The sequence below is a fragment of the Hydrogenophaga flava NBRC 102514 genome (assembly GCF_001571145.1).
Lineage (GTDB): Bacteria > Pseudomonadota > Gammaproteobacteria > Burkholderiales > Burkholderiaceae_C > Hydrogenophaga > Hydrogenophaga flava.
This window is the reverse complement of the sequence record NZ_BCTF01000030.1, coordinates 18,867-40,893: the sequence shown is the minus strand read 5'-3', so window position 1 is coordinate 40,893 and position 22,027 is coordinate 18,867. Positions and strand designations below refer to the sequence as shown.

Annotated in this window: 21 protein-coding genes; 16 read left to right on the top strand and 5 right to left on the bottom strand. The window is 67.7% G+C overall.

Features of this window, described 5'->3' with window-relative positions; translation table 11 throughout:
* Window position 1: 1 nt before the first annotated feature.
* From HFL01S_RS21345 to HFL01S_RS21335, 3 genes are all read right to left on the bottom strand, one after another.
* Window positions 2–1,717, bottom strand: coding sequence for an FAD-dependent oxidoreductase (locus tag HFL01S_RS21345; RefSeq protein WP_066262484.1), 1,716 nt, complete (start codon window positions 1,715–1,717; stop codon window positions 2–4).
* Between the two features lie 114 nt (window positions 1,718–1,831).
* Window positions 1,832–2,665: an IclR family transcriptional regulator gene (locus HFL01S_RS21340; RefSeq protein ID WP_066262481.1), complete on the bottom strand. Its 834-nt coding sequence runs from the start codon at window positions 2,663–2,665 to the stop codon at window positions 1,832–1,834.
* 28 nt (window positions 2,666–2,693) lie between these two features.
* Window positions 2,694–3,731, bottom strand: a complete 1,038-nt coding sequence (locus HFL01S_RS21335; protein ID WP_066262479.1) for a Gfo/Idh/MocA family protein — start codon at window positions 3,729–3,731, stop codon at window positions 2,694–2,696.
* 127 nt (window positions 3,732–3,858) lie between these two features.
* On the opposite strand from HFL01S_RS21335, the gene HFL01S_RS21330 reads away from it, so the two are divergent.
* The 5 genes from HFL01S_RS21330 to HFL01S_RS21310 all read left to right on the top strand — a co-directional run bounded on the left by HFL01S_RS21330 (window position 3,859) and on the right by HFL01S_RS21310 (window position 9,650).
* On the top strand, window positions 3,859–4,653 hold the full coding sequence (locus HFL01S_RS21330; protein WP_066262477.1) for a shikimate dehydrogenase family protein: 795 nt from the start codon (window positions 3,859–3,861) through the stop codon (window positions 4,651–4,653).
* Window positions 4,654–4,655: 2 nt separating this feature from the next.
* Complete coding sequence (locus HFL01S_RS21325) at window positions 4,656–6,389, top strand: FAD-dependent oxidoreductase (protein ID WP_066262474.1); 1,734 nt, start codon at window positions 4,656–4,658, stop codon at window positions 6,387–6,389.
* A 154-nt stretch (window positions 6,390–6,543) separates the two neighbouring features.
* Window positions 6,544–7,557: a Bug family tripartite tricarboxylate transporter substrate binding protein gene (locus HFL01S_RS21320; protein ID WP_066262472.1), complete on the top strand. Its 1,014-nt coding sequence runs from the start codon at window positions 6,544–6,546 to the stop codon at window positions 7,555–7,557.
* A 96-nt stretch (window positions 7,558–7,653) separates the two neighbouring features.
* Window positions 7,654–8,163 (top strand): tripartite tricarboxylate transporter TctB family protein, encoded by a 510-nt coding sequence (locus HFL01S_RS21315; RefSeq protein ID WP_066262471.1) that lies wholly within the window; start codon window positions 7,654–7,656, stop codon window positions 8,161–8,163.
* Complete coding sequence (locus HFL01S_RS21310; RefSeq protein WP_066262470.1) at window positions 8,160–9,650, top strand: tripartite tricarboxylate transporter permease; 1,491 nt, start codon at window positions 8,160–8,162, stop codon at window positions 9,648–9,650. The genes HFL01S_RS21315 and HFL01S_RS21310 overlap by 4 nt, the downstream gene beginning before the upstream one ends.
* A gap of 54 nt (window positions 9,651–9,704) precedes the next feature.
* Here HFL01S_RS21310 and HFL01S_RS21305 read toward each other — a convergent pair whose 3' ends face one another.
* Complete coding sequence (locus HFL01S_RS21305) at window positions 9,705–10,613, bottom strand: helix-turn-helix domain-containing protein (RefSeq protein WP_066262468.1); 909 nt, start codon at window positions 10,611–10,613, stop codon at window positions 9,705–9,707.
* A 105-nt stretch (window positions 10,614–10,718) separates the two neighbouring features.
* Between HFL01S_RS21305 and HFL01S_RS21300 the strand changes: the two genes are divergently transcribed.
* The 11 genes from HFL01S_RS21300 (at window position 10,719) to HFL01S_RS21250 (ending at window position 21,110) form a co-directional block, all read left to right on the top strand.
* Entirely contained in the window at window positions 10,719–11,543 is an 825-nt protein-coding gene (locus HFL01S_RS21300) for an SDR family NAD(P)-dependent oxidoreductase (protein WP_066262466.1), read from the top strand.
* Between the two features lie 10 nt (window positions 11,544–11,553).
* The gene (locus tag HFL01S_RS21295) at window positions 11,554–13,248 is read left to right on the top strand and encodes an FAD-dependent oxidoreductase (RefSeq protein WP_066262464.1); all 1,695 of its coding nucleotides are present in this window, start codon (window positions 11,554–11,556) and stop codon (window positions 13,246–13,248) included.
* Window positions 13,245–13,643 carry an NIPSNAP family protein gene (locus HFL01S_RS21290; RefSeq protein WP_066262458.1) on the top strand — a complete coding sequence of 133 codons (399 nt, stop codon included), beginning with the start codon at window positions 13,245–13,247 and terminating at the stop codon, window positions 13,641–13,643. Before HFL01S_RS21295 ends, HFL01S_RS21290 begins: the two co-directional genes overlap by 4 nt.
* Before the next feature lie 42 nt (window positions 13,644–13,685).
* Window positions 13,686–14,636: a LysR family transcriptional regulator gene (locus tag HFL01S_RS21285; protein WP_066262452.1), complete on the top strand. Its 951-nt coding sequence runs from the start codon at window positions 13,686–13,688 to the stop codon at window positions 14,634–14,636.
* Between the two features lie 111 nt (window positions 14,637–14,747).
* Complete coding sequence (locus HFL01S_RS21280; protein ID WP_066262449.1) at window positions 14,748–15,683, top strand: NAD-dependent epimerase/dehydratase family protein; 936 nt, start codon at window positions 14,748–14,750, stop codon at window positions 15,681–15,683.
* The gene (locus tag HFL01S_RS21275; protein ID WP_066262447.1) at window positions 15,680–16,423 is read left to right on the top strand and encodes an SDR family oxidoreductase; all 744 of its coding nucleotides are present in this window, start codon (window positions 15,680–15,682) and stop codon (window positions 16,421–16,423) included. Before HFL01S_RS21280 ends, HFL01S_RS21275 begins: the two co-directional genes overlap by 4 nt.
* Window positions 16,424–16,527: 104 nt before the next feature.
* Window positions 16,528–17,595 carry a TRAP transporter substrate-binding protein DctP gene (gene dctP / locus HFL01S_RS21270; RefSeq protein WP_066262445.1) on the top strand — a complete coding sequence of 356 codons (1,068 nt, stop codon included), beginning with the start codon at window positions 16,528–16,530 and terminating at the stop codon, window positions 17,593–17,595.
* A gap of 117 nt (window positions 17,596–17,712) precedes the next feature.
* Window positions 17,713–18,183 (top strand): TRAP transporter small permease, encoded by a 471-nt coding sequence (locus HFL01S_RS21265; protein ID WP_066262443.1) that lies wholly within the window; start codon window positions 17,713–17,715, stop codon window positions 18,181–18,183.
* Between the two features lies 1 nt (window position 18,184).
* Window positions 18,185–19,498, top strand: coding sequence for a TRAP transporter large permease (locus HFL01S_RS21260; protein ID WP_066262439.1), 1,314 nt, complete (start codon window positions 18,185–18,187; stop codon window positions 19,496–19,498).
* A 26-nt stretch (window positions 19,499–19,524) separates the two neighbouring features.
* On the top strand, window positions 19,525–20,256 hold the full coding sequence (locus tag HFL01S_RS21255) for an SDR family NAD(P)-dependent oxidoreductase (protein ID WP_066262438.1): 732 nt from the start codon (window positions 19,525–19,527) through the stop codon (window positions 20,254–20,256).
* Window positions 20,257–20,282: 26 nt separating this feature from the next.
* Complete coding sequence (locus tag HFL01S_RS21250; protein WP_066262433.1) at window positions 20,283–21,110, top strand: SDR family NAD(P)-dependent oxidoreductase; 828 nt, start codon at window positions 20,283–20,285, stop codon at window positions 21,108–21,110.
* Between the two features lie 10 nt (window positions 21,111–21,120).
* Here HFL01S_RS21250 and HFL01S_RS21245 read toward each other — a convergent pair whose 3' ends face one another.
* A complete protein-coding gene (locus tag HFL01S_RS21245) occupies window positions 21,121–22,014 on the bottom strand; it encodes a DMT family transporter (protein ID WP_066262431.1) in 894 nt (297 codons plus the stop codon).
* Window positions 22,015–22,027 lie beyond the last annotated feature (13 nt).

The window sequence follows — 22,027 nt, the reverse complement described above, 5'->3', positions numbered from 1 at the left end:
ATCAGACGGGAAGGGGGCGGTTGGACGCGTGATGCGCCGCGATCCAGCCGAAGGTCATGGCGGGGCCCAGCGTGATGCCGCCGGCGGGGTAGTGGCCGGCCATCATCGAATCCATGTCGTTGCCGCCGGCGTAGAGGCCGGGGATGGGCTGGCCGTGCTCGCCCAGCACCTGGGCCTGGGCGTTGACCTTCAGGCCAGCGAAGGTGCCCAGGCTGCCCGCGACCACGCGCACGGCATAGAAGGGGCCGCGTTCGAGCGGCCCCATGCAGGCATTCGACCAGCCGCGTTCGGCGGCGAAGGTGGCGTCGCCCTGCATGCGGTTGTAGGGCGTCTCGCCCTTGGCGAAGTCTTCGTCTTTGCCAGCGAGGGCCATGGCGTTGTAGCGCTGCACGGTGCGTTCCAGCCCGTCGGCCGCGATGCCGCAGACGTGGGCCAGTTCGGCGAGGGTGCGGCCGCGCTTGAGGTAGCCGTTGGCCAGCATCGGGCCCAGCGGCATCGGGGCCGGCTTGGCGGCGCCCAGGCCGTAGTGGCGCATGAAGCTGTGGTCGCACACCAGCCAGGCCTGCACCGGCTGGCCGGCGGGCGTGGCGCGGAGCAGCGCCTGCATCACGTCGTGGTACGAGTCGGCCTCGTTGGCGAAACGCTGGCCGTCGGCGCGCACCATGATCAGGCCGGGCTTGGCGCGCTCGATCAGGTGCGGGAAGTGGGCGAACGAGCCATCGCGCTGCGGCACCAGCGAGACGGGGGCCAGGGCGGCGGCCTGCAGGCCATCGGTGCCCACGCGGGCGCCCGCGCTCTCACCCAGGCGCAGGCCGTCGCCGGTGTTGCCGCGGGAGGCGGCTGACCAGTGTTCGGTGCCGGTCGGCGCGTGCGGCAGCAGGGCGCGCTTGCGCTCGGTGTCGTGCGGGAAGCCGCCGCAGGCCAGCAGCACGCCGCGGGCCGCGTGGACCTCTATGGGGCCGTCAGGTGTGTGCAGCACGGCGCCGGTCACGCGTTCACCGTCGCGCAACAAGCGCCGTGCAGGCGAGCGGGTGCGGATGTCGACGCCGACCTCGAAGGCCGACGCCGCCAGTGCCGTCACCAGCGCGTTGCCGTTGACCAGGCGCATGCCGCGGCGGTGCAGCAGCAGGTCTTTCCAGTGCGCCATCACGCGCTTCGTCACGTACCAGAAGGACGCGGGCTTGCGCATCGCGTTGAGGAAGTGGCGCAGCTCGGCGCCCGAGGCGATGCCCATGCCCCAGAGCGTGGTCTCGGGCAGCGGCGGTTTGAGGTCGGCGATGCGCGCGCCCAGGCGCCGGCCGTCGAAGGGCGCGGCGCAGAGCGAGCGGCCTCCGGTGGACGCGTGCGGCGTGCGGCCGTGGAAGTCGGGGATGGCGTTGCCGTCGATGAAGCGCAGGGCGGTCTTCGCGCGGAAGAACTGAACCATGCGCGGCGCGGCGTCGAGGAAGGCGCGGGCGCGGGCCTCGTCGAAGCGCTCACCGAGTTCGTGGCGCAGGTAGTTCAGCGGCTCGTCGATGGGCTCGACGATGCCCGCTTCCACCGCCAGCGGATTGCGCGGCAGCCACATCCAGCCACCCGACCAGGCGGTGGTGCCGCCGAACTGCGGGTCTTTTTCCGCGACGATGACCTTGAGGCCAAGGTGCGCGGCGGTCACGGCGGCCGAGAGCCCACCGGCCCCGGAGCCGATCACCAGAAGATCACAGCGCCCCTCACGCATCGCAGCTCTCTTCGCCCGGGACACCGTGGAACTGGCTTTGCCAGGCCACTGGTGTCGCCCCCTTGAGGGGGGATGCGGCTACGCGAAGCGAGCAAGCGACGGGGGTGGTCATGGCTATACGGCGTAGATCGGCTTGCGGCTTTTGACGTCGCCCGGGGCGGCGGTCTCGGCCGTGAGTTGGAAGAAGGGCGAGGCGCCGCTGGCGGCGGCCAGCTGCTGCGCCACCGACAGCAGCTCGGGCGCCAGCGACTGCATGCGCTCCATCGTGAAGCGCACCGTGGGACCGGCGATGGTGATCACGCCGATGGCCGGCTGGCCCGTGAAGCGCACCGGCGCCGACATGGCCGAGAGGCCCAGGCTGTAGGTGTCCACCGTGAGGCTGTAGCCACGTTCGCGTGTCTCGTGCACGGCGGCCAGCACCGCCTGCAGCGAGGTGGGCGCAGCCGGGCCGAACTGTTCGGGTGTACCCAGGCCCTGCTTGGCCACCAGGGCCAGGGCGGCGTCGTCGCTGAGGGTGGACATCAGCGCCCAGCCCGAGGACGAACACGAGAGGCGCGCGTCCGAGCCCATGTCGGGGTCGTAGCGCAGGCCCTGGCGCGCGCCCTGCGCACGCGCCACCCAGGTCAGGCGTTCGCCGTCCACCACCGACGGTCGCACCAGCTCGCCCGAAATCTCGGCCAGGTGGTTGAGCAGCGGCTGTGCGATGTCGACGATGCCGCTATTGCTGAGGTACGAGAGACCCATGCTCACCAGCTTGGTGGTCAGCAGGTATTCGCCGTGGCCGCGTGCCTGGCGCACATAGCCCAGCCGCACCAGGTCAGCCAGCAGGCGGTGCACGCCGCTGCGCGGGATGCCCGTGAGGTCGGCAATCGCGGCCAGCTCCATGCCTTCGCCGTGTTGCGAGAGCAGTTCGAGGATGCCGAGGGTTCGTTCGAGGACGCCGTTCATGGTCTGTGTTCCGTGGGGTTCGAAAGCCTCAAACGGTACAGGAAACCGTGCCGCCGCCGGCCGCGGCGTCGAGCAGGGCGCGCGTGGCCTGCAGGGTGCGCAGGCCGTCGAGCGCGCTGCACAGCGGGGCCTCTTCGCCGCGGATCACGGCGGCGAAATGCTGCAGCTGGCGCGTGTACGGATCGGCCCTGATCGCGGTGCGCTGCTCGCGCACGAGCGGGTGGTGCCAGTGGCGTTCGCCCTCGTAGCGCCAGAGCGAAAGATCGGGCAGCGAGAGCGAGCCCTCGGTGCCGGCGATGAACAGGGCGTTGACGTCCTGGCGCGGGTACTGGTCCTGTTCGCCGGCGCAGAAGTCCCAGCACCAGGGCGCAACGGCGGTGTCCGACAGCAGCACCGTGCCCAGCGCACCGTTCTCGAAGCGCAGCAGGGCCGCGGCCGTGTCTTCCACCGCGAAACCGCGCACCGCGTTGCTGGCGACGGCCTGCACCTGCACGATGTCGCCGCAGAGGAAACGCAGCATGTCGATCTCGTGGATCAGGTTGATCAGCACCGGGCCGCCGCCCGGTTCGCGCCGCCAGGCCATGTCGAAATAGCCCTGCGGCTTGTAGAAGCAGGCCATGGCGTTGGCGCCGACGAGGCGGCCCAGCTTGCCGCTCGCAATCGTTTCGCGCGCCTGGCGGGTGATGGGGTTGTGGCGCCGGTGGTGGCCCACCAGCACCGGCACGCCGCAAGCGGCCTGCGCGTCGACCAGCTGCTGCGCCTCGGCCACGCTGTCGGCCAGCGGCTTTTCCACCAGTGCGGCGACGCCGCGCGCCAGGCAGTCCAGTGCCATCGGCACGTGTTGCGGGTTGGGTGTGGCGACGATGGCGCCCTGCGGCTGCAGGCGGTCCAGCGCGCTCACATGGTCGGGCGCCCAGGGCACGTCCAGCGACTCCGCCAGCGCGCGGCAGGCGTCCGACGGGTCGGCAATGCCGGCCAGCGCCAGGCCGGGCGTGCGCCGGATGCGGTCGATGTGGGTGCGGCCGATGGCGCCGGCACCGATGACCAGAAGTCGGGTGGTGTCCATGTGTGGTGTTTGTCTCCGGCCCGAAGTCTAGTCAAAAAAAGAACAACATTCAATACTTGAACACAATTCCACTTTTGCATATGATCCAGGTCAACCACCCGATCCACCCGAGATCCGAGCGAGACAGATGACACAGAACCTCAGCGGCGCCACGCGCCTGCACTACATCGTGGGCGACCCGATTGCCCAGGTGAAATCACCCGCAGGCGTGAGCCAGGCCCTGGCCGCCCACGGCCGCGACGCGGTCTGCGTGCCCGCCCATGTGTCGCCCGCCCACCTGACCGACTGGGTGCGCGGCGTCTCGCTGGCGCAGAACGTGGACGGCATCATCGTGACGGTGCCGCACAAGTTCGCCTGCACCGACCTGTGCGCCACCACCTCCGACCGCGCCGCCTTCCTGCACACGGTCAACACCATGCGCCGCAACGCCGACGGGACGTGGCACGGCGACATGTTCGACGGCCTGGGTTTCGTCACCGCCCTGCAGGACAAGGGCTGCCGGCCCGCCGGCAAAAAGGCCCTGCTGGTGGGGGCGGGCGGCGCCGGCTCGGCCATTGCCCATGCACTGGTGATGGCCGGCGTGAGCGAACTCGCCATCCACGACCCCGACGACCAGCGCCGCGCCTCGCTGGTGGACCGTCTTTCGGGTCTTGGGAAATGCCCGGTGGGCCACGGCAGCGCCGACCCGACGGGCTTTGACCTCGTGCTCAACGCCACGCCGGTGGGCATGAAGGAGGGCGACCCCTACCCCCTGGATGTGTCGAAACTGACGCCTGACATGTTCTGCGGCTGCGTGATCACGGCCCCCGCCGTCACGCGCTTCATCGTCGCTGCGCGCGAGAAAGGCTGCGGCACGATGACCGGCGCGGACATGTTTGCGCGGGTCCGTGACCTGATGGTCGAATTCCTGATCGGGAAGTGAGCATGCAGGTGCTGAACGCTCTGAAGGACTTGCCTGCCGAGGCAGCCTACGACCTGGTCGTGGTCGGTGCCGGCGGCGCTGGCATGGCCACCGCCTTGTACGCGGCGCTGGATGGCAAAACCGTGCTGCTGGTCGAGCGCACGGAGTTCGTGGGCGGCACCACCGCCTGGTCCGCCGGCACCACCTGGGTGCCGGGCACGCACCACGCGGCCAAGGTGAACCCCGGCGACACGCTGGCCGAAGCGGCGCGCTACCTGACCAACGCCATCGGCGAGCGCACGCCCGCCGCGCTGCGCCAGACCTTCCTCGATCACGGGGCCGCCGCCATCCGGCAGATCGAAGACCGCAGCGAGGTGAAGTTCCGCCCCTACGCCAAGCACCCGGACTACATCTCCGACCTCGGCGGCTCGACGCTGGCCGGCCGCGCGATGGAGCCCGTGCCCTTCGACGGGCGCCTGCTGGGCGACCTGTTCAAGCTGGTGCGCCCGCCGATCCCCGAGTTCACCGTGCTCGGCGGGATGATGGTGGACCGCACCGACATCAACCACCTGCTGGCGCTGACCAAGTCGTGGGCGTCGTTCAAGCACGCGCTGAAGATCATTGCGCGCCACGGCCTGGACCGCCTGAGCCACCCGCGCGGCACACGGCTGGTGATGGGCAATGCGCTGGTGGGGCGGCTGCTGCATTCGCTCTCGATGCAGGCCGGCGTGACGCTCGCCCTGAACACCTCTGTGGAACGCTTCGAGCGCGATGGCGCCGGCGTGACCGGCGTGGTGCTCCAGGGGCAGGGCGCCTCCCGCCGCGTCACCGCCCGCGGCGGCGTGGTGCTGGCCAGCGGCGGCTTCAACCGCCACCCCGGGCTGCGCGCCCGCATGCTGCCCGGCGCCGACATGGCCTGGTGCCCAGCCGCGCCCGGCCACACGGCCGAAGCCCATGCCCTCGCCCAGGACGCCGGCGCCGTCTATGGCGAAGGCGCCCTGAGCAACGCCTTCTGGGCGCCGGTCTCCTTGAGAAAACGAGCCGACGGCAGCACGGCGGTGTTCCCGCACTTCGTGATGGACCGCGCCAAGCCCGGCATGCTGACCGTGAACAAAAAGGGCGAACGCTTCGTCAACGAAAGCACGTCCTACCACCTGTTCGGCATGGCCATGCAGGCCACCGGCTCCGTGCCGGCGTACCTGGTCTGCGACGCGACCGCGCTGCAGAAGTACGGCATCGGCATGGTGCGCCCCGGCGCCTCGCCCAAGGACCTCGCGCCCTTCCTGGCCGACGGCTACCTCACCCAGGGCGCCACGCTGGACGAGCTGGCGGGCAAGCTCGGCATCGACGCCGGTGGTCTGAAGGCCAGCGTCGAGGAGATCAACCGCTGCGCCGAAACCGGCGTGGACCCGCGTTTCCACCGCGGCGAGACGGCCTACCAGCAGAACATCGGCGACGCCACCGCGGGCACGAAGAACCCCAACCTCGGGCCGCTCAGAACCGCGCCGTACTTCGCCGTGAAACTGCACCCCGGCGACATCGGCGCCGCCACCGGCTTTGCCACCGACGGCGACGCGCGCGTGCTCGACGCGCAGGGCCAGCCGATTCCCGGTCTGTACGCCGTGGGCAACGACATGCACTCCATCATGGGCGGCGTCTACACCGCGCCGGGCATCACCATCGGGCCCGGCCTGGTGTTCGGCTGTCTGGCGGCGCGACATGCGGGCGCCAGGGCCTCGGTCGCTGCTCAGGGATAACCCGGTTTCTGATCGATTGTCGAACAGTGATGTGCATTTATCGCTCGGATACCGTTGCTTGCACATGGACCACCCCCTGGCGGGGTCCTACATTTCCAACCCATGAGTCCGGGTCACAGGGCTTGAACTTTCATCCAACCGAAGGAGACATCTGATGCAGCAGTTCAAACGTCAATTCCTGGGCGCGGCCGTCGCGGCCCTGGCCACGCTGGGTTTCAGCGGCCTGGCCCAGGCCCAGAACTACCCGGAGCGCGACGTCACGGCCGTGATCCAGTGGGGCGCCGGCGGCGGCACCGATGTCGCCATGCGCGGCTATGCCCCCTATGCCGAAGAGGCCCTGGGCAAGAAAATCGTGCTGCAGAACAAGCCCGGCGCGGCCGGCGTGATCGGTGCCAACTTCGTGCTGCAGCAGCCGGCCGACGGCTACACCATCCTGATGGGCGCCGAGCCGCAGGCCCTGTACCGCGTGATGGGCGTGGCCGACTTCGACTACGACAAGTTCACCCCGATCAACATCGCCGCCGTGGCCAACACCATCCTGCTGGTGACCAAGCCCGACGCGCCCTGGAACAACATGCAGGACCTGCTGAGCCACGTGCAGGCCAACCCCAAGAAGGTCAAGCAGTACCTGGCCGGCCAGGGCACCGTGCCGTTCACCATGAACGCCATGATGAGCACGCTGACCAAGTTCGAGACCATCAACGTGCCCTTCGACGGTGACGGTCCCGCCATCGCCGCGCTGCAGGGTGGCCACGTGGACATCGGCTTCATCGCCTCCGGCGCCGTGATCGAACACGTCAAGGCCGGCCGCCTCAAGGCGCTGGCCGTGGTCGACTCCAAGCCGTTCCAGGGCATCGCCCCCGTGACCGACGCGCCTTCGCTGCGCGGCATCACCAAGTACCTGCCCTGGGGTTCGTGGTACGGCGTGTTCGTGCGCAAGGAGACGCCCGAGCCGGTCAAGGCCAAGCTGATCGCCGCCTTCAAGAAGGCTGGCGAGAACCCGCAGTACCGCAAGATGATGGAAGGCCGCGGCACCACCATGCTGAACATCAGCGGCGCCGAGGCCGAAGCCTTCATCAAGAAGTTCCAGTCCACCACCGCCTGGCTGTACGAAGGCGCTGGCGCGGCCAAGAAGAGCCCGGCCGAACTGGGCATCCCCAAGCCCTGATCCTGCGGGCTGACCAAGACGGTCTGCGGCGAGCCTTCGCCCAGACCGTTTTTTTCACCTCTTTCAACCGCTTCCGAACCCAACGAGGAGACCTTCATGCACACCAGCCATCCTCGGCTGCCGGGCGAACTGACCTTCATGGCGCTTGTGGTGCTGTTCAGCGCGTTCATGCTCTGGACCGCCTACGGCATCTCGCGCTTCGACTCCATTTCCTCCCCCGGCTTCTTCCCCATGGTGTGCGCCGCCACCATGCTGATCACTGGCGGCATGAACCTGGTCAAAACCGCCCGCGCCAAGCTTCGGCTTGAAGGGGGCGAGACCTGGATGCAGCAGCTGGTGCGCAAGATCGTGCCGCTGCAGCTGGTGCTGTTCGCGCTGCTGATCCTGGCCTACATGCTGCTGCTGGAGGTGCTGGGTTTCCTGGTTGCTTCCTACCTGTTCCTGGTGCTGGCCATGTCCCTGCTGGGCAGCAAGCGCATCGGGCTGAACGTGGTGGTCAGCTTCGTGGTGCTGGCGGCCATCTTCATCGTGTTCCGCACCGCCTTCTCGGTCGTGCTGCCTGCGGGCAGTCTGGTCGGCCCCCACCTGCCGGAGTTGCTCAAATGATGGACGCCCTCGGTTATTTCCTGATGTCCTGGCTGGACATCAAGATGCTCGCGCTGACCGCGCTGGGCACTTTCGCCGGCATCTACATCGGCGCCATTCCAGGCCTGTCGGTCACGATGGCGGTGTCCATCCTGATCTCGTTCACGTTCAAGTGGGACGTGAACGAGGCGCTGGCGCTGATCTCCGGCATCTACCTGGGCGGCGTGTACGGCGGCTCGCGCAGCGCCATCCTGCTGAACATCCCGGGCGCGCCCTCGGCGATTGCCACCGGTATGGACGGCTACCCGCTGGCCAAGCGCGGCGAGGCGGGCCAGGCCATTGGCCTGACCACGGTGGTCTCGGTGTACGGCGGCTTCATCGGCATCCTGGCGCTGGCCGTGGCCGCGCCGGCCGTCTCCAGCCTAGCGCTGAAATTCGGGCCGCGCGAGTACTTGCTGCTGGCGCTGTGGGGCATCCTGCTGGTGGGCAGCCTCTCGGGCGAGTCGCTTTCCAAGGGCATCTTCTCGGGCGCCCTGGGCGCACTGATCGCCTGCGTGGGCCTGGACCCGATGACGGGCGAGAACCGCCTGACCTTCGGCAACATGCAGCTGTCGGCCGGCATCTCCTACATCGCCGCCATGATCGGCTTCTTCGGTGTGGCCGAGGTGATCGCCCAGGTGCACGAGCTCAAGCTCACCGCCATCAAGCAGAACGTCGACAAGATCATTCCGTCATGGGGTCTGGTGCGCAAGCACCTGGGTCTGGCCACGCGCACCTCGACCATCGGTGTGGTGGTGGGTGCGCTGCCCGGTGCGGGCGGCGACATCGCGGCGCTGATGGCCTACGACCACGCCAAGCGCACGGTGAAAAACCCGTCGCGGCCGTTCGGCGAAGGCGCCTACGAAGGTCTGGTGGCGCCCGAGTCGGCCAACAACGCGGCCGTGGGCGGCGCCTACGTGCCCATGCTCACGCTGGGCATCCCGGGTGATGCGGTCACGGCCGTGATCATCGGTGCGCTCTACATCCACGGCCTCAAGCCGGGTCCGATGCTGATGATCGAGACGCCGCACCTGTTCTGGTTCGTGGTGGGCTCGCTGTGCCTGGCCAACATCTTCCTGCTGATCTTCGGTCTGACCGGCATCAAGATCTTCGCCAAGATCGTGGAGACGCCCAAGCCCATCCTGCTGCCGCTGATCCTGGTGCTCTCGGCCGTGGGCGCCTACGCCATCAACAACAACCCGGTGGACGTCTACTGGATGCTGGGCTTCGGCGTGCTGGGCTACCTGCTCAAGATGTATGGCTTCCAGGTCGGGCCGGTGATCCTGGGCATGATCCTCGGACCGATGATGGACCGCAGCTACCGCCAGGCCATGATGTCCACCGGCGACGACCTGGGCATTTTCGTTACCGAGTTCTTCACCACGCCGCTGTCGGCCATCCTGCTGGCTGCGCTGGTGTTCACCGTCGTCAGCCAGACTGCCTGGTACAAGAAACTCAGGAATCGCTGAGAACCCGCCCTGTCTCGCAAGAAGCCCCGGAACGTTCATGTTCCGGGGCTTTTTTCATGGACGCGTCGGATGGGCCAGCTGCGCCAGCGCCTGTGCGCGGAACTCGCGCGGAGTCAGGCCGGTGTGGCGCTTGAAGAACCGGCTGAAGTAGGCGTCGTCCTCGAAGCCGAGTTCGGCCGCCAGCTGCTGGATGCTGCCGACGGTGTAGACCAATTCGCGCTGCGCTTCGTGCACCAGCCGCGCATGGATCACGTCCAGCGCCGACATGCCCAGCACCTCGCGGCAGATGCGCGAGAGCTGTCCGGCCGTCAGCCCCAGTGCGTCGGCGTAGGCCTGCACCGGGCGGTGCTGGCGGAAGTCGCGGTCGAGCAGGGCCTTGAACTGCTGGATCTGGCGCTGCTTGCGGGTACCCGCCGCGCTGCCCACCGGGTCGCTGTCGGCCGGTCCCGCCAGCCGCGCCACCTGCACCAGCAGGGCGGTCAGCAGCGCCATGCCGGCGGCCGTCTGCCCGGTGCTGTGGCTGCGCGATTCGCGCTCGACCGCTAGGAACAGCGGCATCAGCGGCACCAGTGCGTCGGCGTCCGGCAGCGCCAGCACGCGCGGTGTGCGGATGGTGTCCAGCAGCCCGGGCATCACCAGCGCGGCCAGCGACTCCAGCACCTTCTGCGTCGCGGTGACCACCGGCCCATCGACATCGGGTGAGAAGTGAAAGCCGTGTGCCGCACCGGCGGGCACGACGATCAGGCAGGGGGCCGTGGCGGCGATGCGCGCGCCGTTCATGCGCACCTCGCCCGACCCCGCGGTCAGGCACAGCAGCTGCACGAAGGCGTCGTGCCGGTGCACCTGGATCTCCCACTGGTAGGGCGCCGAGCGCTGCGGAATCCACTCGAAATTGAACGAGTTGGACCAGGCGGGTGCGTCCTGGTCGCCGTAGAGCGCGTAGTTGGGGATGCGGGCGGTCAAAGGGACTCCGAGAAATGCACGAATTGTCCTGGTGCTGGCCGGGATCGTCAAACCTTCGGACGCGGCGGGCGCGAACAATCGTGTCCATTCCAACCGGAGACAAACATGTCCGATTCCCCTTCCCACTGGCTGGGCCTTCAGGGCCGCGTGGTGGCCGTCACCGGCGCCGCCAGCGGCATCGGCGCTGCCACCGCGCGGCGGCTGGCCGAAGCCGGCGCCCATGTGGGGCTGATCGACCGTGATGCCGACGGCGCGCAGCGCCAGGCGGCCGCGCTGGACGCCGAGTTCGGCGCGCAGGGCGTGCGCACGCTGGCCGTGGCCTGCGACATAGCCAGCGAAGAACAGACCCTGGCCGCCGCTCAAAAAGTGCAGGCCGAACTGGGCGATGTGGCGGCCCTGATCAACAACGCCGGCCTGCTGCGACCGGGCTCGCTGGACGGCGTGAGCCTGGCCGACTGGAACGCCGTGCTGGGCATCAACCTCACCGGCTACCTGCTGTGTTCGCGCGCCTTCAAACCGCAGCTGGAACGCACGCGCGGCGCGCTGGTGCACGTGGCCTCGATCTCCGCCAACTTTCCGCAGACGGGCAGCGGCGCCTACAGCGCGGGCAAGGCCGGCGTGCTGCTGCTCTCGCGCCAGATGGCGGCCGAGTGGGGGCCGCTGGGCATCCGCAGCAACGCCATCTGCCCCGGAATGATCCGCACCGCGCTGTCGGCGACGTTCTACGAAGAGCCGGGCTTTGAAGAAAAGCGCGCCCGCGTCACCGCCAGCCGCCGCATCGGCGAGCCGCAGGACATCGCCGACGTGGCGCTGTTCCTGGCCAGTCCGCGCTCGGCCTACATGAACGGCGCGGAACTGGCCGTGGATGGTGGCATGTCGTCGATGCTGATGGACATGGTGCCGCGCCCCGGCTTCAACCAGACGAATTGAGGAGACACCCATGACCAACAAGACCGAATACGACCTGATCGTCGTGGGCTCCGGCGCCGCCGGCCTGTCCTGTGCCATCACCGCGAAAAAGCGCGGTCTCGACGTGGTGGTGATCGAGAAGGAGCCCGTGTTCGGCGGCACCACCGCGCTCTCGGGTGGCGTGCTGTGGATTCCGCTCGGCCCGCATGGCCGCCAGCAGAACCCGGCCGACACGCGCGAGGCGGTGCACCGCTACATGAGGGAAGAGACCGGCGCGTTCTACGACGAGGCCGCGGTCGATGCCTTCATCGAGAACGGCCCGAAGATGGTCGAGTTCTTCGAGCGCGAGACCAGCATGCAGTTCGTGCCCACGCTCTACCCGGACTACCACCCCGACGTGCCCGGCGGCGTGGACATTGGCCGATCCATCCTGGCCAAACCCTTCGACATCCGCGAGCTGGGTGCCGACATGGCGCGCCTGAAACCGCCGCTGAAGACCATCACCTTCATCGGCATGATGTTCAACTCGTCGAACGCCGATCTGAAGCATTTTTTCCAGGTCACGAAGTCGCTCACCTCGTTCCTCTACGTGGCCAGGCGCCTGGCCACACACCTCAAGGAACTGGCGCTCTACCGCCGCGGCATCAACGTGACCAGTGGCAACGCGCTGGCGGCAAGGCTGGCGAAGTCGGCGCTTCAGCTCAACATCCCGATCCTCACCAGCACACCGGCACAGGGCATCGAGATGGACGGCGAGCGCGCCGTCGGCGTGCGCACCGGGCAGGGCCTGCTGCGCGCGCACCACGGCGTGGTGCTGGCCTGCGGTGGCTTCCCGCACGACGTCAAACGCATCGCGCAGGCCTACCCGCATGTCCAGCGCGGCCACCAGCACCTTTCGCCCACGCCCACCAGCAACACCGGTGACGGCGTGAACATGGCCGAAGCGCTCGGCGGTGCAGTGGACATCCACTACAAGGACAGCGCGGCCTGGATGCCGGTCTCGCGCGTGGACTACGGCAATGGCGAAATCGGTGTCTTCCCGCACCTGCTGGACCGCTACAAGCCCGGCATCATCGGTGTGCTGGCCAACGGCCGGCGCTTCACCAACGAGTCCAACTCGTACCACGACGTGGGCGCGGCGATGATGCGCGCCTGCGAGGGTCAGAAGGAAACGGCGATGTGGCTGGTCTGTGACAAGACCACGCTGGCCAAATACGGCATCGGTTTCGTCAAACCCGCACCCATGCCCATTGGCAAGTTCCTGCGCAACGGTTACCTGAAGAAGGGCAACACCCTGGCCGAACTGGCGCAGAACTGTGGCATCGACCCGGCCGGCCTGGAGCAGACGGTGAGGGACTACAACGTCGGCGCCGTGAAGGGCGAAGACCCGGCCTTCGGCCGTGGCCGCACCAGCTTCAACCGCTACCTGGCCGACCCCGCGAACCAGCCCAACCCCTGCGTGGCGCCGGTGCAGAACGGGCCGTTCTACGCGGTCAAGCTCATCATGGGCGACCTCGGCACGTTCGACGGCATTCGCACCAGCGTGATGGGCGAGGTGCTCCAGCGCGACGGCAGGCCAATAGCCGGCCTGTACGCCGTGGGCAACGACCGCGCCAGCATCATGGGCGGCAACTACCCCGGCGCCGGCATCACCCACGGGCCGAACATGACCTTCGGCTTTGTCACCGGCAACCACATCGCCGATCAGGCGGGAGCACGCGCATGACCTTCTCCGCGACTCCCTTGGCCTGGCCCGTGAGCAGCACCAGCAGCCTGAGCCGACCGCTGGTGGACCACCGCATTTACACCATCGCCTTCCGCAAGATGCCTGAGTTTCTGGAGGTCTTCAACCGTCTGGCCATGCCCATTCTGATGCAGACATTGGCTCATCCTGTGGGCTTCTACACCAGCGTGGTGGGCACGCAGAACCAGTTCCTACACTTCTGGGCTTATGAGGACCTGAGCGACTACGAGTGTCGCAGCCGGGCCCGTGATACGCATCCAGATTTCCCGGCCTATCTGCAGGCTTCCGCACACCTGATCACGGCGCAGGAGACGCGCCTTGTGCGCGCAGTGCCCATGCCCGGCTGGGTGACGCTGCAGCCCATGTCCGCCGCCTGACCGGCGAGGCCGTATCGTGTGGTGGTCCCATGTCCCTCGCCGATGAAACGCTCCGAAAAACACACGCTCGATGATGCGCTGCTGGACGTCAAGCTGCTGCGGTTTTTTGACGTTCTCTACAGCACGCGCCGTCTGGCGAGGGCTGCGGAGCAACTGGGGCAAAGCGCGCCCACGGTCAGCATCTGGCTCAACCAGCTGCGCGATGCGTTGAAAGACCCGCTGTTCGTCAGAACGCCCGGCGGCATGCTGCCCACGCCGCGCGCCGAACAACTGATGCCCTCGGTGCGCGAAGCCCTGCGCGTGCTGCGTTCGCTCAAGGCGGAACCCCAGACGTTTGACCCGCTGTCAGCCGACCGGGTGTTCCGCGTCTGCATCACCGATGGCGGCATGCTGACCCTGCTGCCGCATGTGCTGGCCAGCCTGCGCCGGCTGGCACCTCTGGTGCGGCTGGAGGTGATCAAGCTCGGACCGGATGCAGGGGCGCTGCTGGAGTGCGGCGAGGCCGATATCGCGGTTGGCCTGGTCCCTGAACTGGACACCGGTTTCTACCAGCAGGCGCTGTTCGACCAGGTCTGGGTGTGCCTGGTCAACCCCGACCATCCCCGTGTGCGCAACCAGCTCGACTGCGAGGCTTATGCAAGGGAGGGTCACATCGAGATCAGCCTCGGCACGGGCCACCGCATGCTCGCGGCTGCACTGGAGCGGGCACAGATCCGGCGCACGGTGTTCCTCGAAATGCCCGTGTATCTGGGGGTGCCGGCCATGGTTTCGTCGAGTGACCTCATCGCCACCATGCCCAGCCGCACAGGTCACTCGCTGGCGCGCAGCTTCGGGCTGAACCTGTTCCCCTGCCCGGTGCCAGTGCCGCCATTCACGGTCAAGCAGTACTGGCACGAGCGCTTCCACCACGACGCCGGGCACCGGTGGCTGCGCGGCCTGGTGCAGGAACTGTTCCTGGAGGGCGGCGGACCCCGCCCGGACGCCCCGGACTGACTTTGCGAAATGCAAACTTCATGTTTGCGCCAGCCTCCTGTTGCTCGTGAAACCCCATTCCTAGAATGAAAAACAGACCCCGCGTTTCACAACAATCATTCGAGGAGCAACATGAGGGTATTGGTTACCGGAGGCAGCGGCTTCCTGGGTGCCTGGGTCGTCAGGCAACTGGCAGAGGCCGGGCACGAACCCCTGGTTTTCGACGTGCTCGGAGACCGAACCAAGGTGGCGGAAATCGCCGGACAGCGCCTGGCCCGTGACATGGTCTGGGTGGTGGGCGATGTGCGAAAGTCACAGGATGTGGGCATCGCCGCGCAGGACTGCGACGCCATCATCCACCTGGCCGGCGTGCTCACACCGACTTGCCAGCAATCGCCAGTGCGGGGCGCCGAGATCAACCTTCTCGGTACGCTCAACGTCTTCGAGGCGGCGCGCCAGCAGGGCATTGGCTCCATCGCATACGCCAGCACGGCCGGCGTGTTCGGCCGGGACAATAGCGAACAGCCTCTTCCCGAAACCCACTACGGCGCGTTCAAGCTGGCCTGCGAAGGGTCTGCCCGCGCCTACTGGCAGGACGTCGGCATCGGCAGCGTCGGGTTCCGTCCCTTCGTGGTCTACGGCCCGGGGCGCGACACCGGTCTGAGCGCGGGCCCCAGCCTGGCCTGCCGCGCCGCCGCTCGGGGCGAAGCCTATGTGCTCCCCTTCAGTGGCCGCTGCGGCATGGTGTACGTGGAAGATGCCGCCGCGCTGTTCGTGCGTGCGGCGTTGCAGCCACACAAGGGCGCGCACGTGTTCAATCTGGTGGGCGAGGAGGCCTCGGTGGATGAGGTCATCGCCGGTATCCGGTCCATCGTGCCGGAGGCCCGGCTGTCGAGCGAAGGCCCGCCGCTGCCCATCGCGGTGGGGCAGAGCGAAGCCGGCTTGCAGGCGCATTTCCCGGGCATGCCGCGCACGTCGCTGGCCGACGGGCTGAGAGCGACCGTGCGTTTCTATCAGGGGCAGTCCGCCCCGGCCCGCGAGCGCAGCGGCAGCGGAGCCACCGCGTGAACGGCGCAGTCATCGACAACCGCGTGGCGGTGATCGCTGGCGCGGCGGGTGGGATCGGCCGCGCCATTGCCCAGCGGCTGGCCGGGGACGGCATGCGCCTGGCGCTGCTCGACCTGGATGTGGCCGCGTTGCAGGCCCTGTGTGACGAGATCCCGGGCAGCCTGGCTGTGGCGGCCGATCTCACCGATGAGCGTTGTGTGGAGGGCGCGATTCGCCGCACGGAAGATCACTTCGGACGTCTGGATGTGCTGGTGCACAGCGTGGGCGTGACGGGGCCGTCGCTGCCGGTGCACGAGTACCCGGTCGCCGACTGGCACCGCACGCTGGCCATCAACCTGCACAGCGCCTTTCTCTGCTGCCGCGCGGTGGTCGACCCCATGCTGCGCACAGGCTTCGGCCGCATCGTGAGCATCGCGTCCATAGCCGGCAAGGAAGGCAATGCCCAGCAGAGCGCCTATTCCGTGGCCAAGGCCGGCGTGATCGCGCTGACCAAGTCCATGGGCAAGGAGCTGGCAACCACGCCTATTCGCGTCAACGCCATTGCCCCGACGGTGATCAGCACGCCGCTGATCAACCAGATGACGCCCGAGCTTCTGGCCACCGTGCTGGCCAAGGTTCCCATGGGGCGTCCCGGGCAGCCGCAGGAGGTGGCCAACCTCGTGGCCTGGCTGAGTTCCGAGGAATGTTCGTTCTCCACCGGTTCCACCTACGACCTGTCCGGGGGCCGGGCGACCTACTGACGTGCCGAGGCGGCGCGCGCGCATTTGACCGCACTGCAGACCCTGCGGGGCGGCAAACCGATGGCTCCCCGATGAGCCGTTATTTCCACCAAGAGGAGTCACAGATGAAAACCGTTCCACCATCCACGCCCCTACAAGCCCAGAGCAGCCGCCGGACCTTCCTGCGCGCCGGTGCCGCCATGGCCGCCGGCGTGACCGCCGGGCTGTCGCTGCCCGCGCTGGCCCAGGCCAAGCCCGTCACCCTCAAGGCGGTGATCCAGCACCGCAACGGCGAGTCCTACAAGAAGTGGCTCTGGCTGCAGGAGCAGGTCAAGGCACGCACCCAGGGCCAGGTCGAGATCGAGGTCACGACCATCGGCGAGCTGGGTCTGGGCGGTACCGAAATGCTGCGCGTGCTCAAGTCCGGCGTGATCGATATGGCCGAAATCTTGCCGGGCTATGTGGCGGGTGACTTCCCCCTGATCGAGGCCTGCGACCTGCCTGGCATTTCCACCAGCATGGCCCAGTCGCGCCAGCTCTACGACGCCTGGACCGAGAACGTGGTGAGCAAGAACGAAGCTGCGATGGGCGGCAAGATCATCGGCTCGTTCTGCTGGTCCACGATGTTCATGTACACCAAGTTCCCGCTGGACTCGCTGGAAGCGTTCAAGGGCCGCAAGATCCGCGTGTTCGCACCGGCGCAGGCCCGCTTCCTGACCGCCCTGGGTGCCGAGCCGGTGAGCATGACCACGGCCGATGTCTACCCTTCGCTGCAGCGCGGTGTGATCGACGGTGGCATCACCGGCACCGAGCACGTCAAGGCCAGCAGCCTGTGGGAAGTCACCAAGTACATGACCAACGTGAACATCCCGCCGATGGGTTCGTACGTGGTGATCGGCACGCGCGGTCTGGCCAAGGTGCCTGCCGAGCTGCGCGGCATCTTCACCGGCATCTACAAGGAACTCAGCGACCTGGGCTGGAAGCTGGGCGCCGACAACGACCAGCTGGGCTACGCCTACGCGCTGGAAAAGGGCATGGTCCTGACCAAGGTGAGCAAGCCTGAATGGGTGCCGCAGCTCACGCGCATCTCCAAGGAAGACATCCTGCCGTGGTGGGCTGGCCGTGCCGGTGCGCGCGCCAAGCCGGCCTTCAATGAGTTCCTCGCGCCTGTCGTGGGCTTCAAGCTGAGCTGACCTGAGCAGAGTGTGGTGCGCCGCGCACGGCCCGCGGCGCACTTTTTTCCATACCAACAAGAGACAAGGCTTTCCGTGCACGCCCTTCATTCCTATCTTGCCCGTCTGGCCAAAGCCATGGCCTGGATCAGCGGTCTGCTGTTCCTGCTGCTGTCGTTCTATATGACGGGCGACGCACTCAGTCGCTATTTGGGTGGCCCGTTCACCGGTGTGTCCGACCAGATCGCCGCGTTCTGCCTCTCGCTGGGCGCCACTTGGGCACTGGCACAGGGCGTCATTGCCGGTACCCACGTGCGCTCCGACGTGCTCCTGCCTCTGTTGCCGGTGCCGGTCAAGCGCTGGTTCGGCGTGCTCGCGCTGGCCGGTCTGACCGTGTTCGCCTGGATCCTGGCCTATTCCTCCTACCTGCTGACCATGGAGTCCTACGACATGGGCTCGACCGTTCCCCAGTCCATCATCGAGATGCAGCTCTACATTCCCCAGTCGTTGGCGACCCTCGGTTTCGTGGTCTTCGCCATCACCGCTCTGGTGGCCACACTGGTGGCCACGACCCAGTCCGAACCGATCGCCGAAGAGGGGGGCATCTGACATGGCCGCCATCATCGCCACCACCCTGTTCGCGCTGATCGGCTGTTTCCTGCTGAGCTTTCACATCGCCAGTTCGCTGGGGCTGACCGCCGCCATCGCGGGCGCACTTCACATCGGCGAGATCTGGGGCTTCTTCGGCCAGATCCCCTGGAACAACGTCAGCAACAGCGGCATGATCGTCGTGCCCCTGTTCATCCTGATGGGAGAGCTGCTGCTGCGCAGCGGCGTGACCGAAGAGCTCTACGCCATCCTGAGCAAGTGGATGGGCCGCGTGCCTGGCGGGCTGCTGCACACCAACGTGCTGGCTAGCGGCTTGTTCGCCTCAATCTGTGGTTCCAGCGTGGCCACCACCTCCACCATCGGCGCGGTCGCGTTGCCGGAGATGCGCCGCCACGGCTACGACGAGAAGCTGGCCATGGGGTCGATCACCGCCGGTGGCGCCCTGGGCATCCTGATCCCGCCGAGCGTGATCATGATCATCTACGCCATCATGGCCGAGGTGTCCATCGCCCAGCTCTACATGGCCGGCATCGTGCCGGGTCTGGTGATGATGGCGGCCTTCATGCTGGTGATCTTCATCGTTGCGATGATCTCGCCGCAACGCGCGCCCAAGCTGCAGACGCGCTTCACCTGGGGCGAGCGCATGCGCGGGCTGACGGCGGTGCTGCCGGTGCTGTTTCTGCTGGGCATGGTGATGGGCACCATCTATGCGGGGGTGGCCACACCCACCGAGGCCGCGGGCTTCGGTTCGGTCGGTGCCTTCCTGCTGGCCCTGCTCAAGGGCCGGGTCAACCGGCGCATGCTCAGCGAGACCTTCCTGGCCACGGCGTCGACCACGAGCATGGTGTTGCTGGTGGTGGTCAGTGCCTTCCTGCTGCAGTTCGTGCTCTCGCTCGGCGGTGTGCCGGCGGCCATCTCCAACTGGATCGGCGGCATGGGCCTGTCCCAGATCGAGCTGATCCTCTGCATCGCGCTGATCTACATCGTGCTGGGCATGTTCATGGAAAGCATGGCCATGATCGTCTGCACGCTGCCGATCCTGCTGCCCATCCTGCACACGGCCCAGGTGGACCTGGTGTGGTTCGGCATCCTGGCCGTGATCCTGGTCGAGCTCTCGCTCATCACTCCGCCCGTGGGCATGAACCTGTTTGTCATGCACGGCCTGCGCACCCGCATGGACGGTACCCGCGCTGGCCCGCTGACGGAGATTTTCGCCAGCAGCATTCCTTTCGTGATCGCCATGCTGGCGGTGCTGGGCCTGATCATCGCCTACCCCGAGATCGCGATCGGCATCCTGGCAAACATGAAGCAGTGAACGTCACCATTCATCCATCACCCATCATGAATCTCCCTCTTGAAGGCCGCTTCGCCGTCATCACCGGTGCTGGCAGCGGCATCGGCAAGGAAACCGCCCGCGTATTCGCCGAGCGCGGCGCCAAAGGCCTGTTACTGGCCGACCTGAACCTACCCGGTGCGACGCAGGCGGCAAAGGACATCGCCGCGGCCACGGCCTGCACCTGCATGCCGTATCAGCTGGACGTGGCCCGCCCGGACGAGATCGTGGCGATGTTCGCGTTCGTCACCGAAAACTTCGGTCGGCTGGATGTGCTTGTCAACGGGGCCGGCGTCTGCACCTACCTGCCGGTCGAGGAACTGGACGCGCAGAAGTGGGAGCGGGTGATGGACATCAACCTCAAGGGCTCCTACCTGTGTGCCCGCGAGGCCATCCGGCTGATGAAGCCGCAGCGCAGCGGCAAGATCGTCAACATCGCATCGGTGGCCGCGCGCATCGGGGGCGTGGCCTCGGGGGTGGACTACGTGGCGTCGAAGGGCGGCGTGCTGTCCATGACCTACGCCCTGGCGAAGGCGTGCATGCCGTACGGCATCAATGTCAACGGCGTGGCACCCGGGGTGATCGACACACCGCTCAGCTCGGCTTATGACTATCCGCCAGGGACCATCATCGGCCAGCCCATCGACGTGGCGAACGTGATCGCCTTCCTGGCCAGCGACGACTCCCGCCACGTGCAGGGCTGCACCATCGACGTCAACGGCGGTCTCTACATGCACTGAGCGCGGAGCGCAAGGAAAGACAATCCATGCAACACACAGAGACCGAACACATCCTGGTGACAGGCGCCACTGGCGGAATCGGCCTGGGCATCTGCCATGCGCTGGCCGAACGTGCCCGCCGTGCGGGAAGCCCGCTGCGCCTGAGTGTCGCCAGTTCTCGGGCGGGTGAGCGTCTGGACCGGCTGGTGGCCGAACTGCGCACCGCCGGCATCGACGCCGACGGAGTCGCCGGCGACGTGACCAATCCTGCGCAATGCGATGCCCTGGTGTTGCAGGCGCTGGCAGCCGGCGGCGACCTGTCGGGCCTGGTCTGCGTGGCCGGCGCTTCGGGGCCGGGTGCACTGGCCGACCTCCCAGTCGAGCAATGGGACCTGACCTTTCATCTCAACACGCGTGCGGTCTGGCTGCTGGCGCGCGCGGCGCGTCCGTCGCTGCTGCGCACGCGCGGCAGCATCACGGCCGTCGCGTCCATGTCGGGCCTGCATCCACACCCTGGCTACGGCGCCTACTCGCCGGCCAAGGCGGCGCTGGTCATGCTCTGCCGGCAGCTGGCGCAGGAATGGGGTCCCGATGGCATCCGCACCAACAGCGTCTGCCCCGGCATGATCCGCACGCCGCTGACGGAGGCGGTGTACCAGGACGACGCCACGCTGCAACGACGCGAAGCGCTGGTGCCACTGGGGCGCATCGGCTGCCCCGACGACATTGGTCAGGCTGTGGCTTACCTGACCAGCGAAGCCGCTTCCTACGTCAACGGTATGAACCTTGTGGTGGATGGCGGTGTATCGGACCACATGCTGTGCATGATCCCGGGCCGTCCCGGCAAGCCACCGGTGGGCACTCAGTCGGCCTGAGCGCGGCGCCTCAGGGCGCCGGATCGGTGACGCCGAAGATGCGGCGCAGCGGGTTGAACCCGGTCACCAGCGCCGACGCCACCAGCACCAGCGCGCCGCCGATGAAGATGCCGGGTGACAGCGCCTCGCCCAGGAACAGGTGGCCCCAGGTGACGCCGAACACCGGGATCATGAATACGGGGCTCATGGCCGCCACCGGCGTCACGTTGCGGATGATGCGCAGGTGAGCCCAGTAGGCCAGGCCCGAGGTGACGATGCCCAGCACCGCCATGGCCGCCAGCGTGCCGGGTGTGAAGCGGGCCTCGGGCCACTGCCAGGCCGCGCCCGGCAGAACGACCAGAAGCGCCATCACGTGGATGCCCGCGGCAATGGACAGCGGCTGCATGCGCGCGGTGGCGCGCTTCATCACCGGCGTGGCCAGGCCGTAGCAGGCGGCGGCGCAGACGCAGGCCAGGGCTGCGACCAAGGTGGTGCCGTCCAGCGGCACCGGGCCCAGCCGCACGATGAGGCCGACCCCGATGAAGCCGATCAGGCAGCCCAGCAGCTTGCGGACAGTCAGCGTGTCTTCCTTGAACCAGGCCGAGGACAGCGTGCCGAACAGCACGGCGGTGGTGTTGAGCAGGGCGCTGTAGCCCGCCGGCAGGTAGAGGCCGGCCCAGGCGTAGAGCATGAACGGCGCCGCGACCGACAGCAGCCCCATCACCGCCAGCATGCGCCACTCTTTCCAGGGCCAGGCGTGGCGCAGCACCGACATCAGCAGCGCCAGGGTGAGGGCGGCCAGGCCGACCCGGCCGGCAGCCAGCACCCAGGGCCCCATGACCGGCACGGCCATGCGGATGAACATGAAGGAGGCGCCCCAGAGGGCCGAGAGTGCGACGAGCTGCGCGAAGTGGCGTGTTTTCACCGCGCCGATTGTG